At 68.4% G+C, this 16,482-nt stretch carries 7 protein-coding genes, 1 tRNA gene and 1 pseudogene; 4 read left to right on the forward strand and 5 right to left on the reverse strand.

Going from position 1 to position 16,482, the window contains the following annotated elements; translation table 11 throughout:
* Positions 1 to 11: 11 nt before the first annotated feature.
* On the forward strand, positions 12 to 1,388 hold the full coding sequence (locus ASF18_RS05705) for an Nramp family divalent metal transporter (RefSeq protein ID WP_082487129.1): 1,377 nt from the start codon (positions 12 to 14) through the stop codon (positions 1,386 to 1,388).
* Positions 1,389 to 1,410: 22 nt separating this feature from the next.
* On the opposite strand, the gene ASF18_RS23540 is transcribed toward ASF18_RS05705, so the two are convergent.
* The 4 genes from ASF18_RS23540 to ASF18_RS05720 all read right to left on the reverse strand — a co-directional run bounded on the left by ASF18_RS23540 (position 1,411) and on the right by ASF18_RS05720 (position 13,299).
* Positions 1,411 to 1,560: a hypothetical protein gene (locus ASF18_RS23540; RefSeq protein ID WP_156389572.1), complete on the reverse strand. Its 150-nt coding sequence runs from the start codon at positions 1,558 to 1,560 to the stop codon at positions 1,411 to 1,413.
* A gap of 218 nt (positions 1,561 to 1,778) precedes the next feature.
* Entirely contained in the window at positions 1,779 to 3,155 is a 1,377-nt protein-coding gene (locus ASF18_RS05710; RefSeq protein ID WP_056221203.1) for an aminotransferase class I/II-fold pyridoxal phosphate-dependent enzyme, read from the reverse strand.
* A gap of 25 nt (positions 3,156 to 3,180) precedes the next feature.
* Entirely contained in the window at positions 3,181 to 10,602 is a 7,422-nt protein-coding gene (locus ASF18_RS05715) for a type I polyketide synthase (RefSeq protein ID WP_156649672.1), read from the reverse strand.
* A gap of 507 nt (positions 10,603 to 11,109) precedes the next feature.
* The gene (locus ASF18_RS05720; RefSeq protein WP_056350085.1) at positions 11,110 to 13,299 is read right to left on the reverse strand and encodes a glycosyltransferase family 2 protein; all 2,190 of its coding nucleotides are present in this window, start codon (positions 13,297 to 13,299) and stop codon (positions 11,110 to 11,112) included.
* Positions 13,300 to 13,721: 422 nt separating this feature from the next.
* Here ASF18_RS05720 and ASF18_RS05725 point away from each other — a divergent pair.
* Positions 13,722 to 13,796 (forward strand) — tRNA-Val (locus tag ASF18_RS05725).
* Positions 13,797 to 14,226: 430 nt separating this feature from the next.
* Here the strand turns inward: ASF18_RS05725 and ASF18_RS05730 are convergent.
* The gene (locus tag ASF18_RS05730) at positions 14,227 to 15,003 is read right to left on the reverse strand and encodes a calcium-binding protein (RefSeq protein WP_056350087.1); all 777 of its coding nucleotides are present in this window, start codon (positions 15,001 to 15,003) and stop codon (positions 14,227 to 14,229) included.
* Between the two features lie 931 nt (positions 15,004 to 15,934).
* On the opposite strand from ASF18_RS05730, the gene ASF18_RS05735 reads away from it, so the two are divergent.
* Together ASF18_RS05735 and ASF18_RS24565 are read left to right on the forward strand one after the other, a co-directional pair.
* On the forward strand, positions 15,935 to 16,264 hold the full coding sequence (locus ASF18_RS05735) for a CsbD family protein (protein WP_056350089.1): 330 nt from the start codon (positions 15,935 to 15,937) through the stop codon (positions 16,262 to 16,264).
* Between the two features lie 47 nt (positions 16,265 to 16,311).
* Positions 16,312 to 16,482: pseudogene (locus tag ASF18_RS24565) on the forward strand (PhnA-like protein); the annotation flags it as partial.

Here is a 16,482-nt window from a genome sequence, read left to right on the forward strand (position 1 = left end):
TGACGGCTCCGATGCCTGTCTCGGCACCGGAGGGTACCCTGGCGAACGGAACGCGCACGGAAGGATCCTGGCGCTTCAGCCGGGAGACTCTTGACCACCCGAGCCTCGGACGCATGAACGGCAGTGTTCCCGTTCAGGCGACAGGCACCTGGTTGCGTCGACTGCTGGCCTTCATCGGCCCCGGCTACATGGTCTCGGTCGGCTACATGGATCCCGGCAACTGGGCGACGGACATCGCCGGCGGTGCCCAGTTCGGCTACACGCTGCTCTCGGTCATCCTGCTGTCCAACCTCATGGCCATCGTCCTCCAGGCGCTCGCCGCTCGGCTCGGGATCGCGACGGGTCGCGACCTCGCCCAGGCCTGCCGGGATCATTACCCGCGCCCCATCAGCCTGATGTTGTGGCTCGCCTGCGAAGCGGCGATCATCGCCTGCGACCTCGCCGAGGTCATCGGGACGGCCATCGCCCTCAAGCTCCTGTTCGGCTTGCCCCTCGTCGTTGGCGCAACCCTCACGGCGCTCGACGTTTTCCTGATCCTGCTCCTGATGCGGCGGGGCTTTCGCGCGCTCGAGGCCTTCGTCATCGCTCTGTTGGCCGTGATCTTCGTGAGCTTCGGGATCCAGATCGCACTCGCGGCACCACCACTCCAAGCGGTGCTCGGCGGCTTCCTGCCCACATCCGAGATCGTCTGGAATCCGGCGGCGCTCTACATCGCCATCGGCATCATCGGCGCCACCGTGATGCCGCACAATCTCTACCTGCATTCCTCCATCGTGCAGACGCGGGCTTATCCTCGGACGGACGACGGCCGACGTGAGGCCATCCGCTTCGCGGTGGCCGACTCGACGATCGCGTTGATGCTGGCCCTGTTCGTGAATGCCGCCATCCTGATCATGGCCGCCTCGGTGTTCCACGCCCAGGGACGCACCGACATCCAGGAGATCGAGCAGGCCTACGAACTGCTCTCACCGCTCCTCGGAGCCGGCATCGCCTCGACGCTGTTCGCGGTGGCGTTGCTGGCCTCAGGCCTCAATTCCACCGTCACGGCGACGCTGGCGGGACAAATCGTGATGGAAGGATTCCTGCGCCTGCACATCCCGGACTGGGCCCGACGCTTGGTCACCCGCGGGATCGCCATCGTGCCGGTCGTCGGCGTCACGGCACTCTATGGGGAACAGGGTACGGCGAAGCTGCTTGTGCTGAGTCAGGTGGTGCTGTCGATGCAGCTCCCCTTCGCGATCATCCCCCTGGTCGGATTTGTCTCCGACAGAGGGAAGATGGGGGTTCACACGATCAAACCCTGGCTCAAGGTCGTGTCCTGGGCCATCGCGGCCCTGATCGTCGTCCTGAACGGCAAGCTGCTGTTCGATACCGTGATGGGCGCCTGAAAAGACGCCCTTCAGGCAGGCCTCAGCGGCGACGGTCGGCGCGGACACGCACCGGGATCGGCTGAGGCGCCGGCATCGGCCCTTCGAGGATCGCACCGATCAGCGAGCGACTGGCCTCGGCGACGGTTTTGATCAGACGTCGCGCGATGGAGGCGACAGTCGATTGTCTCATGACGGGCTCCTGACCGACGGGCTGAGGACGAACGTCGCATCCCGGGCCGGGTTCCGGTTGCGATGAGACACAGATAGCAACATCAGTGTCGCTTGCTCAGGGGTCGAGGGCAATCGGCCGCATCGGTGCGAAACGCGCAAAAAAACACCGGCGCGATGACGCCGGTGCCCAGACCCGATGCAGGCGGAGGATGGTGGAGTCGTAGGGTCCCGGGGACCCTACGGCTTGCCGCGCTTCGCCATGAGCTGCTCGATCAGCGAACCGCCCTTTTCGATGGCAGCGAGTTCCTCCGCGACCGCGTCCACGGTCTCGCGGATCTGTTCCGGCGTATGCTCCGAGGTGATGAAGAAGCGCAGGCGCGACGCTCGCTCCGGCACGGCCGGGTGGATGATCGGCTGAACGTTGATGCCGCGCTTGAAGAGGCGGTCCGACAGCGTCACCGACTTCAGGGAGTCGCCGACGATGACGGGGATCACCGCGAGGCCGAGGCTGGTCCCGGTGTCGAGCCCATGCTTCTTCGCGCAGGACAGGAACAGGTGGCCGTTCTGCCGCAGACGCTCCACCCGGTGCGGTTCGGCATGCATGATCTCGAGCGCCGTTTCGGCCGCGGCCGCGAGAGGCGGCGAGATGCCGACGCTATAGATGAAGCCGCCAGCCGTACACTTGAGGTACTCGATCAACGCCGCCGGTCCGGCCACGTAACCGCCGCAGGTGGACAGGGTCTTCGAGAGGGTGCCCATCCAGATATCGACCCCGTGGGGATCGACGTCACAATGTTCGGCCAGACCGATGCCGGTCCGCCCGAGGACGCCGAGCCCGTGCGCGTCATCGACCATCAGCCAGGCGTCGTAGCGCTGCTTCAGGGCGATGAGTGCCGCGAGGTCCGGCGCATCGCCGTCCATGCTGTAGAGGCCTTCCACCACGATCAGCGCCCGGCGATGCTCGTGGCGCGTGGCGCCGAGCAACGTCTCCAGGGCGTCGAGGTCGTTGTGGGAGAACGAGCGGCGCTGAGCGCCGGAGAGCTGAGCACCGGTGACGATGCTGTTGTGGCTGAGGGCGTCGTGGAAGATCACGTCGCCCGGCTCCAGCAGGGCGCCGATCGTGGTGACGTTGGTGGCGTGGCCGCTCACCATCACCACGCAGGCCTCGGTGTCGTAGTGGTCGGCCAGGGCCTTCTCCAGGGAGAGGTGTCCCGGTCGCTCACCGGCCACGATCCGGCTGGCCGACGCCGACGTGCCGTAGGTTTCGATTGCACGGGCCGCCGCGGCGTTGACGTCGGGATGCCCGTTCAGACCGAGGTAGTCGTAGGACGAGAAGTTGACGAACGACTTGCCGGCAATGCGCGTCGTGGCGCCGGCCTTGGTCTCGTGCACCCGGAAGAACGGATTGCCGAGGCCGATCAGATCGGCCGCCGAGCGCTGGAGGCGCAACTCCCGGTATCCCGGCAGGGACTCGAAGTTCTGTACGGACGCATCGCCCGCCGGGCGCTGCGCCGGACGGGCGGGAGCCGTCCGGTTGGCGTTTCGCCCGAGGCGGTTCGTGACGAAACCCGCCAGGGCCGCGCGTCCGCCGTCCGGTCTCGCGGAATTGCTCATGCGGCATGCCTCAAGGGGGAATCGCTCACGGGAGGATTTCTTTGATCGCGAGGCTGTTTTCTTCGACCATCGCGTGGAACGGCTCGAGGGTGCGGACATCCACCCCCTCGCTGGCGTGACGCTGGGCCAGGCTCATCACGGCCGCCGCCGCCTCGTCCACCGGAGCCGCGATCGACTGGATCAGGGTCTCGGTGAGTTCGTTGACGGTGAGGCCGGAGGAGATGCCGGACGGCGGCGCCTCGAGGGCGAAGCGCTCCTGCAGGCTCGCGCCGAGTTCGACGCCCATCAACGAGTCGAGACCGATCTCGGAGAGGTGGCGCACGCGGCTGATGTCGTCCTTGGGCAGGCGCAGGATCCGGGCGATGTCCTCCACGATGGCGTCGGCCACCGTCTTGCGCACCGAGTCGATGTCCTGCGTCTTCAGCAGGAGGCCGATATTGATGGCCGCCACCGTTCCGGCTTCCATCTGCTGGTCCGAACCGAGCTCGGCGTAGCTCGGGCTCTTCATGGTGGCGAGGCGCTCGCGCGCCTTGCCCCAATGCATCGACGCGATGGCGATCACGGCGTCGTCCGGGCTCGACGCCTGGCCTTCGAGCGCGTCGGCCATGAGGTCGAGGCAGTGGCGGGCATCCATCGGCGTCACGCCGACGCGCCCCGCCAGGGTCTCCATCACCGCACGGTTACGGGCCAGCACGCCGACATCGCCGATGGCCCCCCAGGCGACGGCCAGCGCCGGCAGGCCGAGCTTGCGCCGGCGGCGGGCGAGGCCTTCCATGAAGCCGTTCGCGGCCACGTAGGCGCCCTGTCCGGGGTTGCCGATGAACGTCGTGGCCGAGGAGAACATCACGAAATAGTCGAGCGTGCGCGCGCGCGTCGCGGCGTCGAGATGCTCGGCACCGATGACCTTCGGACGGATGACCGTGTCGAGGGCGGCGGCGTCGATGTTGGCGATGAGGCCATCCTGGAGCACCATCGCGCCGTGGATCACGCCGGCGAGCGACCGGCCCCCGCGCTCCACCTCGGCCAGCAGCGCATCCACCGCCTTGCGGCTGGTGATGTCGCAGGCCATCGCGGCCACGGCGACGCCGCGGGCGCCGAGATCGGCCACGACCTGCTTGGCCTCGGGGCTCGCGGCCCCGTTGCGGCCGACGAGGACGATGTGCTTCGCACCCTGGTCCGCGAGCCAGCGCGCCGCCTCGATGCCGAAGCCGCCGAGACCGCCGGTGACGAGGTGGACACCCTCGGGAGAGATCGTGAAGGCGGACTTCTCCGTCTGCATCACGCTGCCGGGCTTCGGCGGCGCGATGACGATCTTACCCACATGCCCCGATTGCTGCATCAGCCGGAAGGCGTCCGAGACCTCGTCCGCCGTAAAGGGCTGGAAGGGCAGAGGCTTCAGCCCGCCTTCCTTGAACAGGGACATCACCTCCCGGAACAGCCGGGCCCCGTCCTCGCCCTGGTGCTGGAGCACCTGGTCGAGATCGACGCCGAAATAGGACAGGTTCCGGCGGAACGGACGCAGGCCGATATGGGTGTTGGCGACGTAGTCGCGCTTGCCCAGCTCGATGAAGCGGCCGAAGGGCTTGAGGACGTTGAGGCTGCGCTCCATCGCCTCGCCGAACAGGCTGTTCAGCACCACGCCGACGCCGTCGCCGGTGATGCGGCGGACATCGTCCACGAAGGCGAGGGAACGCGAGTCGAGCACGTGCTCGGCCCCCAACGCCTTGACCAGGGCGCGCTTCTCCCGCGAGCCGGCCGTGGCGATGACCCGCGCGCCCTTCATCTTGGCGATCTGCAGGGCGGCCAGACCGACGCCGCCGGCTCCGCCATGGATCAGGACCCACTCGCCGCGGCGCAGGCGGGCGCAGCTGACGAGGCCGTAATAGGCCGTGAGGAAGGCGACCGGCACGGTGGCGGCGGCCTGCGGATCGAGGCCGGGCGGGCTCGGGGCCACGACGAGCTCGGGGACCACGATGTGGGTCGCGAAGCCCGACTGCGCGAAGGCGACGACGCGATCGCCGGGCTTGAAGGCGTCGACGCCCTTGCCGACGGAGAGGACCCGGCCGGCCACTTCCAGCCCGAGGCGCGGACCCGCGAAGCCATCCTCCAGGATCTCCTCCGGCAGCATTGACAGGGCCCAGAGGACGTCGCGGAAATTGAGACCCGTGGCCTCGACCGCGATCTCGACCTCGCCGCGCTCGGGAGCCCGGCGGGTCGCCGGCCCCCAGGCCATCTCGTTGAGGCCGCCGGTATTGCTGCGTTCCAGGCGGGCCGCCTCGGCCGGAACCGCATCGGCGCCGGGACGACGGGAGAGCTGGCCCGGCGAGAACCGGATCACACGGGTCCGGTCGGCGTCGAGGATGATCTCGGTCTCGAGCGTGCCCGAGAGGATGAGGTCGCGCAGCCGCTCGGCGGCGGCCTTGGTCGAGAGCGCCTCGGCGAGGTCGATCCGACGCACGTCGAGATTCGCCACCTCGTTGGCAAGCGTCCGGCTGAAGGCCCAGACGCCGGCCTCCACGGAGCCGGTCGGATCCCCCGCATCGCGGGTGGCGCCGGGGCAGACCACCCAGAGCCGGGTCTGGCGGCTGCCGAGATGCTCGACGCAGCGCTTCAGGCTCAGGCAGCGCTCCCGCAGGCGGTCCGCCGCGGCACCGGTATGGTTGAAGGCGCCCGCGAGGAAGACGACCGTGTCGGGGGTCTCGCGTTCCAGTTCGAGCAGCGACTGCTCCGAGTCGAGGATGATCGAGACGTGGACGCCGCTCGCCACCAGCAGGGTCGCCAGGGACGAGGCCGTCTCCGCCGCGACAGCGTCGTGCGAGCCGATCACGAACGCGAAGGTCTGGCCGGGCGCCGGCTTGGCGCGCACCGGCGCCTCGGCGATGAACAGAAGATCGTCCCCGTTGGCGGAGACGGCGCGATCGACGGCCACCCGCACGAGGCCGGTGTCGCTCAGCGCACGCTGCCACCCGGTGATGTCGTCGAGACGGCCCACCGGCAGGTCGGCCGTTGCCTCGAACCAATCCGGGGTCAAGCCGAACACCAGATCGCGGAACAGCGACGCTCCCGGCTCGACGGCGACGAGGAAGCCACCGGTCGCGAGCGCGTCGGCGACCTTGCCGAGCAGGGCTCGCTCGGAGCGATGCAGGACGTTGCTGGCCAGGATCACATCGAAGCTGCCTGCCGACAGCTCGGCCGTATCCTCGATGACGGTGAGGCCGCGCGGCAGGGCGAGGCGCGCCCGCTCCGCCAGGCGACGATCGGCTTCGAACACGGTCAGCTGCGCCTCGATGCCGTCCGTGAAGGCGGCGGCCTGCGCCGAGAGCGGTCCGAATCCGACCTGAAGTACCCGCAACGCACGGTCGCGGGGCAGGGCGGCACGGCCGGACTCGACGAGATCCGCGATCACGTCGGCCGCGGCCCGGGCCGTCGCACTGCGCAGGACGAAGGCGTCGAGGGCGTTCTGCGAGAGGGTCGGAGCCTCCGTCAGATCACCCGAGAGCAACCGGCCGACGACGGCGCCGATATCGGCGGTGAGCACGAGTTCGGCCGAGAGTTCGGGGTGATCCGCCGCGATCCAACGCATGATCTCGTCGGGTGCCGGCAGGGACACATCCTTGCGCAGGGTCCAGCGCTCGCCGTCGAGGGTGGCGAGGTCGCTGCTCTCCAGGGCGTAGAGGGCGTTCAGGAGCCAGGGGCGCATCGCCTCCGGCACGCGGTCGTCGATCGCCACGGTGCCGGAGCGCTGGAGGCCCTCCGCCAGGCGGTAGGCCATCGACGTCGCCCAACCTTCGAGAAGGAGGTGCCCCGGTGCCAGCGGCGCCTCGGCAGGTGCGACGGCGGCCTTGCAGGCCGGACGGATCGCGTCGGCGACGCGCTTTCCGCGCTCCATCGCGATGGCGGTGGGTTCGGTGGCAAGCTCGGGCCGCTGCGCGATGGCGTACGCGGCGAGATCGCTGCCGTTCTTCGAGCGGAGCGCCTGAAACCGCCCCTCGCGCAAGGTGGCGATGACGGCGCCCTCGGCATCCACCAGGGTAAAATCGGCCAGGATGCTGCGCTCGTTGGCACGCCGGGTCCGGATCATCGCCCGGGCGATGACGGCCCCCGGCTTGACGAGGCGGATTTCGCCGAAGCGAACCGGGACATAGGCCTTGGTCGACCCCTCGCCCATCAGACCGGCGAAGAGCAGGATGAGGCCGTGGAAGCAGGAATCGAGGCGCGCGGGGACGAGCCCGAAGCGCCCGTCGGCCTCGGCGGGCAGGAGCTCCGAGACGATGGTGGTCTCGTCGAGGCGCGCACTCGCCGCGACCTGACGGAAGCTCGGGCCGAAGCCGAGACCCGAGGCGGCGGCCAGGCGGTAGAGGGCTTCGCCCGCCACCGCGTGTTCGGCGGGAACGTGCAGGTCCACCGGGGCGGGCGCCGGGAAGGTCCCATCGATGATCTTGGCCGCGGCGTGGAGCTGCCAGGCGGCCTGGGTCAGGCGTGGCCGGCTGAGAATCTGGATGGCGTTGCCCGAGCCGGCGACCCGCACCGCGACCTCGCGCAGGGATTCCTCGCCGAACACCATCGGCGACTGGATCTCGAAGTCCGCGAGCGTGACGCTGTCCGTCTTCATCGCCTCGCGGGCAACACCGAGGGCCATCTCGATGAAGGCCGCGCCGGGCAGGATCGCCTGCCCGTCGATGCGGTGATCATCGAGGTCCGGCACCGTCGCGATGTCGACGTGGCCGTGCCATTCGAGGCCGTCCGGTGCGACGCGGGAGCCGTAGAGCGGATGATAGGGACGCGGCGTCGCCGCACCGACACCCTCGGTGGTCTCGGCGAGCCGGAAGGGTCGACGCTGCCAGGGATAGAGCGGCAGCGACACGTCGCCCGTCGGATTCGCCCCGAAGACCGTCGCCTCATCGACGGCGGCGCCCTGCACGAGGGCGGCCGCGACGGTGCGGGCGATCGGATCGCCGCCCGCCGGCTTGCGGTGGAGGACGCCGATGGTGGCGTTCTCGATGCCGAGGGGCTCGATGGCGTCGCCGATATGCGACAGCAGGGTCGCGCGGGGCCCAACTTCGATGAAGACTCGGGCGCCCTGTCGGGTCGCCTCCTGAACGGCCTCGCAGAAGCGCACCGGTTCACGGATGTTGCGCCACCAGTAACCGGCCCCGAACTGATCTCCGGCCAGCACCTTGCCGGTGACGGTCGATACCATCGCGGTCGTTGCAGCGTGCGGCTTGAGCCCGGCGAGGTCCCGCAGCAGCGGCTTCTCGGTCGGGTTCATCAACCGGCCGTGGAAGGGGTACTCGAGGTCGAGCTTGCGCCCGCGACGACGCTTGCGCGTCAGCGCCTTCATGGCCGCATCGATATCCTCCACCGGGCCCGCCACCGTGATGGCCTTGGGGCTGTTATAGGCGGCGATGTCGAGGCTCGGGTAATCCTTCAGGAACAGTTCGATCTCGTCCGCAGGGGCGAGCAGCACGGCCATCGTTCCGAAGCCGCGCGTCGTCTCCTGGTGCTTGCTCCGGTAGAAGATGACCTTCACGGCCTGTTCGAGGCTCAAGATCCCGGCGGCTTCCGCCGCGGCGATCTCGCCGACGCTGTGGCCGAGGACGTAGCTCGGCTTGAGGCCGTGGGCCCGCAGCGCCGTCGTCGAGGCGCTCGAGATCGCGAAGATCAGGGGTTGCGACACCCGCGTGAGGGCGAGGCGCTCCTCCAGATCCTCGGCGAACAGGGCCTCCTTCAGGGACCAGCCCGAAAGGGTGTGGAACAGGCCGTCGATGCGGTCGAAGGCCTCGCGGAAGACGGCGTTCTCGTCATAGGCCTCACGACCCATGCCGGCCCACTGACTCCCATTGCCGGAATAGACAAAGGCGACCTCCGCCGCGCGGTCCACGGCGGTCCCCAGAAGGGCTTCGGGGGCATCCTCGGCCTCACCGACGGCGCGCAGGACCCCCGGAAGATCGGCATCCAGGGAGACGGCCAGGCGCGAGGACAGACGCTCGCGGCGATGGGCGGCGGCCGCGGCGATCCGGGCGATCTCGGCCTTGTCGGCGCCGTCGAAGCGCTCGGCGTAATCGAGGGCGAGTTCGTTGAGGGCGGCACGGCTCTGGGCCGAGAGCAGGAGCACTTCCGGCATCCGGGCCGCATCGGGGGCGCCCGAGGCGGCACGAACCGGCGGGCCGTCCGTGAGGACGACGTGCGCGTTGGTGCCGCCGAACCCGAAGGAATTGACGCCCGCGAAGCGCGCCTTGCCATCGCGCGCCAGCGGCAGCGGCTTGTTCGTCACCGACAGGTTCAGGTCCCGAAAGGGGATCTGGGGATTCAGTTCGGCCGCGTGAAGCGAGGTCGGGAAGAGGTCGTGCTCGAGAGCGAGGCTGGCCTTCAGGAGACCGGCAAGACCCGAGACCGGCTCGGTGTGGCCGATGTTGCTCTTGATCGAACCGATCGGCAGCGGCGCCTTGCGGGGACGACCGAGCTTGCCGCCGATGGCACTCGCCTCGATCGGATCGCCCACCGGCGTACCGGTGCCGTGGGCCTCGACGAAGACCACCGCGTCGAGGTCGATTTCGGCCTCGCGGTAGACCTGCTCCAGAAGCGCGCCTTGGGCATAGCCGGAGGGCAGGGAGATGCCGGTGGTGCGCCCGTCCGAATTGACGCCGCTGGCCGCGATGACGCCGCGCACGGTACTGCCGTCGCGCAGGGCCGCTTTCGCGGATTTCAGCACGAGCACCACACCGCCCTCGGAGCGCACGTACCCGTCGGCGCTCGACGAGAAGGCCTGGCACAGGCCGGTGCGCGAGAGCATCTGCGCGTTCGAGAAGCAGATGAAGTTGAAGGGGCTCGCGAGAAGGTTCACGCCGGCGACGACCGCCGTGTCGATCCGACCGCTGGAGATGGCCGCCACCGCGGCATCGAGGGCGACGAGCGAGGACGAGCAGGCCGTGTCGACGGTGAAGCTCGGTCCCTTCAGGTCGTAGATGTAGGAGATGCGGTTCGATAGGATCGAGAGCGTGTTCCCGGTGGCCGCGTAGGCGTCGCCCGACGAGGTGTCGAGGACGCGCAGGTTGCCGTAATCCAGGGAGGAGGCGCCGACGAAGACGCCGATCTGGGTCCCCGCCACGTCCGAGGGGCGCAGCCCGGCATCTTCCAGGGCTTCCCAGGTGAGTTCCAGCAGCAGGCGCTGCTGCGGATCCATCTGCTCGGCCTCACGGGGCGAGATGCCGAACACGCCCGGGTCGAACGACCAGATGTCGTCGAGGACGCCGGCGGACCACGTATAGCTCTTGCCACGCTCCTGCGCGCGCGGGTGTCCGAACCGCTCCAGGGACCAGCGGTCATCCGGGATGCGACCGACGGCGCATCGCGCCTCGGTCAGGAGCTGCCAGAGCCCGTCGACGCTCGAAGCGCCGGGAAGCCGGCAGGCACGGCCGATGATCGCGATGTCTGTACGTTGTGTCACGTTCGATTCGCACACGCTCTTGAACGGGGGACAGGACCGACTTGTACCACCGGTGGCAACCAGCCCGATCCTTAGTATGGCTCCAGGCTACTGTCCAACCGGAGCGCCGGGAATCAGGGCAATCACCGACCGGACACAGGGACCCTGTTGCACGTATTCATCGATCATTCCGGCAAGATGAGGGAGCAAAGTGCCGCGCCTCACGACGACGACTGCTCGATCACATGCAGGAATTCCAAACAAATGCCACAAACCGGGACGGCTTCCCCGACCTGACTTATGGACCATCGCCGACCGAAGTAACCGGCCCGTTACGCCGGCATCCTGGCAAGGGAGGGACCTGGAGGCAGGAAGGATGCGGACCAGCGTCGCCCCCTGTGATTCAGACCCCGCTGCCACCCTGTTTCGCAACGGTTCATCGCTGTGCCGAAGCCATCCAGGGAAGGCGGGTAGACCGGCTGATTACGGCGACTTTGCGGTGCGAGGGGACGACGCTGCGCCGCAACATCAGAGCCGATAGCGCGCGGCGATCTTCGAGAGATTGGGATTGTAGTACGGGTCCGCCCGCAGAACCGCCCCCCATCGGTCTTGCATCACCCGGACCTCGCGCTCGAACCGGGCCAGCTTCTCGGGTGTGTCCTCCGCGCCGCGGCTCTTCGATTCGTGGTGGATCAGCCGCGCATGCGGTGTCCACACGATCCGATACCCCTGCGCACGCAGCCTGAGGCTGAGGTCGACGTCGTTGAACGCGACGGCGAGGTCATTCGCGTCGAAGCCCCCGCTCTCCGAGAAGACCGACGCCCGGAGGAGCAGGCAGGCGCCGGTGACGGCCGAGACCTCCTGCGTCAGGACCATCCGGGCGAAGTACCCGGGGTCGTCCTCGGACAGCCCGGGATGGCTGTGCCCGGCCACGCCGCCGATCCCGAGGACGATGCCGCCGTGCTGCAGCGTGCGGTCCGGGTAGAGCAGTTTCGCGCCCACCGCGCCGATGTCCGGCGTCAGCGCGATGGACACCATCTCGCGCAGCCAGCCGGGCTCGATGACCTCGACGTCGTTGTTCAGGAACAGGAGCAGCGGCCCCCGGGCCGCTGCCGCGCCTCGGTTGGAGAGGTCGGAAAAGTTGAAGGGTCCGGGCACCGACACGATACGAACGCGCGCGTCGTTCGAATAGCGCGCGAAGAGGTCGCGCGTGCGGGGCTCCCGGCTGTCGTTGTCGACGATGAGCACCTCGATGGCCGGATAGTCCGTCGCGTCGAGAACACCCGCGAGGGCCACGGCGAGCAAGTCCGCGCGGTCGCGCGTCGGAATGACCACCGAAACGAGGGGAGCCGGCTCCGGGACCGGACGGACGAGCCGGTTGAACCCGAGGGGGCCGCGCACCGCCGTCGCCCGCAGGGGGGCGGCCACCTCGGCCAGCGCGCGCAGCCGCGCCACCTCGCTCCGCTCCAGGGCCCGGTCCGAGAACGTCCCCGAGCCGCCGGCGGCACGCCAGTGGTAGAGGATCCGCGGAATGTGCCGGATGCGATCCGGCGTCAGACGCGCCGTGATCCGCAAGAGGAGATCGTGGTCCTGGCTGCCCTCGAAGCCCGGGCGCAGGCCGCCCACGGCCCGGATCGCCTCCGTGCGGATCACCGTGAGGTGATTGATGTAGTTCTGGCCGTAGAGCAGCTCGCGATCGAACCCCGACTTGAAGTGCGGCTCGAAGCGACGCCCACGCCCGTCGATCTTGTCCTCGTCGCTGTAGATCAGAACGAGATCGGGCGCGGCACGGATCGCGGCCGCGACGTGGTAGAGCGCCCCCTCGGCCAGCACGTCATCGTGGTCGAGGAAGGCGACGAAAGGACCGGTCGCCTGCGCGAGGGCGTCGTTGGTGGCGCGGGCGATGTGACCATTCTCCGCACGCCGGACGACGTGAATGCGGGGATCCTGCTGGGCGCGACGGGCCAGGAGGCGTGGGATCGCCGGATCCGTCGAGGCGTCGTCGACGATCGAGAGCTCCCAGTTCGGATAGAGCTGCGCGCGGACCGACCGGATGGCGGCGTCCAGGACGCGCGGGGCGGGATCGTGCACCGGCATCACCACCGAGATCCGCGGCGCGTCCGGCCAGGCATCGATCGCGTCGCGGATGCGCCGCCGATCGGCCTCGGAGAGGGTATCGAATCGGGCGATCCACGTGGCGTAGCCGGTCTCCGTCCGATCGTGGAGGGCCCGCAGGAGCAGCGCCCGCCCGCGAACCTTGAGGCCGAGGGCGCGCCAGTACAGGGCGCGCGCGGCGAGGGCCGGGCTCCGGCGCAGGGCGCGCGCGACGAGGCCGATCCGCCGGACCCGGCGGATCGCGAAACCGTCGAGGTGGAACCCCGTTTCGCGGGCGAGGGGCGCCAGGTGCAGGGCTCGCAGCCCCTCGGGCAAGCGCCCCGTCCAGGCGAAGCGATCCCCGCCCTCCGCCTCCTCGGAGAGGGCCACGATGCCGGGCCGACCGTCCGGGCCGAGGACCCGCGCGCTGAGGACTAGCCGGCAGACGCCCGCGCTCCCGACGTCCCGGAACCGGATCGTCGCCCAGGTCCCGCCGAGACCGGCATCCGCGAGGTCGAGGTCGAAGCCGGGGCCATCCGGGACGAAGCGCCGCGTCGAAGCCCCCCTGCGAATCCAGGGGAGCGAGACGGCCGGCAGCGAGCCGGACCGGTTCGGGGTCTTCATCCCTGGCTCACTCCATCGCGGACCGTACCCGAGGCGGCAGGGCCGGACCTTCCCGCGAGCGTCATCGAACGGCGGGACACCGGAGGGCAGGCCCGATCATCGCCCCCGCTCCCCCGGTCGGCGTCGCCGCCCCAAGCGCGAACGGCCTTCCCGCGCCCACCCTCGTTCCCGCCCCGCATCGTTCCACCGCAAGCCCCAACCCGCCTGTTCCGGCCGCCAGCCCCGGTCGGCGCGCCGGACCGGCCCGCGCCACCGGAAGGCGACCGGGCCCGGCTTACCGCATTTTCGCGGGTCACACAGGGCCGATGCCGGGGCCGGGGATCGCCCGACCGGCAGGCCGAACATTCGCGCGGCGAGGGCCCTTGCGTACCCCGAAACCCCAGGCTATAGCCCCCTCCACCGGCGCCGAGCGGCACCGGTGAGGGCGCGTAGCTCAGCGGGAGAGCACTACCTTGACATGGTAGGGGTCACAGGTTCGATCCCTGTCGCGCCCACCATTACTCCTTGATCGGATTAGTGGTTCACGAAAGGCGGCCTTCGGGCCGCCTTTGTCGTTTCCAATTGGGCATCCCGCAACGGCGACGCGTGGTCGATGGCGGATCGGCCGGGATTCCAGGTCCTTGTGGCTTGTCGGTGACGGGCCGTGAGCGCGTCGTGTTTTCCGGGCGCGCCTAATCCCACGAGGCCGGAGCCGTCACGAACCAAGGCGTCCCGCGCGTCCGATCACGCAGCCGCGAAAACCGCGTCATCCCCCAGACATTTCCCGCCCGAGCATCGCGCGACCAGGCGCCCCCCGGAACACGCGTGCGCGAATCCGATCGCGGGAGGCCTCACGACAGAGAACAGCCGCCGCCCCCGAGGGGAGACGACGGCTGTCGATGAGCGGCCGCGGACCGGTGTGCGGCCGTTTGGTCAGGCTGCCGTCAATCAGGCGTAGAGCGGAGCGGTGTAGACCAGAAAATCGTCCGCATGGAGTTCGACGGGCTTCGTGTCGAGCGTCGCGAAGACCACCGCCTTGCCAGCCCCAGCGGTCCCATCGGCATCGAAGGAAACGTTTCCGCTCGTGCTGTCATAGATAATCGTCGGCGCTCCCTTCTGGGAGATCTCGTTGCCGGGGCGCAGAATGAAGTGATTGTCCACTCCGGTGCCGTCCACCAGCTGAGCATAGCCATTGTAGATCGGCGTGCTGTTGTTGAAGACACCGAAGATCGAGCTGTCGAGGACGATCTTGTCGAGTCCAACCTGAAAGTCGGCGATGTGGTCCAGGTTACCCGACGTCAGAGACGCGTCGAAGATGAACTTGTCCGCCCCTGTACCGCCGGCGAGGACATCGCGACCGGATCCACCGGAGATCACGTCGTCCCCAGCGCCGCCGTCGATCGTGTCGCTGCCGGCTCCCCCACGCAGGCTGTTCATGCCGCTGTTGCCGACGATGATGTTGTCGCCGTCGTTGCCGGAACCGCCGATATTGGCCGACCCTTCCAGATAGAGGTTCTCGAGATTAACTCCGAGCGCCCAAGTGACGGTCGAGTGAACGTTGTCGATTCCGCCACCCTCACCATTGAATTCGACGATTTTATCGTCCCGGTGGTACACATAGTAGGTGTCATCACCAGCACCGCCTTCCAGACGACTGGCCTGGGTCAGCGAGGCGTACAGAACATCGTCACCGTCGGTGCCGCGATCGAAGTATCCGAAAGCCATACTCAAATTCCCCCTTAAAAAACTTGTACGGCACGGACTACGTAATACTTCGTCCGAGAGAGAACTAACCCTCGCAGCAAGTGCACCCCGCGCTGTGGCGGGAGCTTTAATAGAATTTTAAGCCAAAGCCAAGGGGCCTGACGCCGGCCATGCGAACTTAAGCTGCGTAGGCTTTTGGTGTTGGTAGTTGTCTTTTCATGGTCAAACTACTTAGACGGCAGAGAACTGGCATAGGACGTTGGCTCCCAACTGCGCCCAGCGGATAGTTTTGACGAAGGGCGCCCTGATCTGGCTGGATAGTTCCGAAGTGAATTCTCCGCACAATCAGCCAGACATGAACGGAACAGGATCTGGAAGAGACGCTGAATGAACACTCAGACTGTGACGTTTGCCGCAGTGCCCGATCAGACTTGGCGGGTGACAATCTTCTGCCGACGGCCATCAACCGACCAGGGTCACGGACGGACATTCCGGCGACTGACCCGTTGCTGCGCTGCTGCACGCGGCGGGCGATCAATAAAAGGGCCCACGCGGATGTGATCACAACATTGCGAGGGGAGGGGGAGCCTGCAGCAGGATCGGGCGCGCAGCCGCGCGCGCCCCTGCACGGAGGCTCGCGTCGCAGGGCTCCGTCCGTGTCACGACACCGGGTGCGTGGCGTCGCAGGCCGATTCGACCGAGACTCATTCCAGGAACAGATGGATGCCGAGAACCCGATCGGCACAGGACATTCGGCCGATCCGCACGTCGGCCCGCACGGCGGTCCCTCTGACCGCCCCCCTAATGCGTCCGTACCAGAAATCGCGAGCGTGACCGGAACAGGATTGCGCACGATCCGTTTGCGCACAGTTGCTGACGCACCCGGCGATCGTCTTCCGGGATGCAGCCACGCTTGCGAAGCCACTTCGGCAGACGACGACGGGAGACCATCATGATCGACACCCACCGTGTGACCGGTACCGCCAAGGAACTCGCCGGCAAGGCGCAGGGCGCCATCGGCGATCTTGCGGGATCCCGGGATGATTCGGTGAAGGGGCGCCTGCGTGAAGCCCAGGGCTCGGCCGAGGACCTCTACGGCCAGGCCAAGGACGTCGTCCGAAACGTCGCCGACGAGGTCTCGGATTATGCCGAGGACGCCTACGACCAGGGCAAGCGCCAGTTGCACGAGGTCCATGAACGGTCCGTCGCCTGGCCGCACGCCTCGCTTCTCGTGGCCGGCCTCGTCGGCTTCGGCCTCGGCCTCCTCGTCAGCAAGCTCTGACCCTTCCACGCCGCTTTTCCAGACCCACCGAACGTTCGGAGTATCCCGTGTCCACGTCCCCCCTTCTCGCGACCCCGGCCGTCTCGGCCGACACCCGTACCGTCCTCCTGAACCAGGTCTCCTGGGGCGCCATCTTCGCCGGCGCCGTCACCGCGCTGGTGACCCAGGTCATCCTCAACATGGTCGGGGTGGGCGTCGGCCTGTCCAGCGTCGGACCC

This window comes from Methylobacterium sp. Leaf89 (assembly GCF_001422215.1).
Classification (GTDB): domain Bacteria; phylum Pseudomonadota; class Alphaproteobacteria; order Rhizobiales; family Beijerinckiaceae; genus Methylobacterium.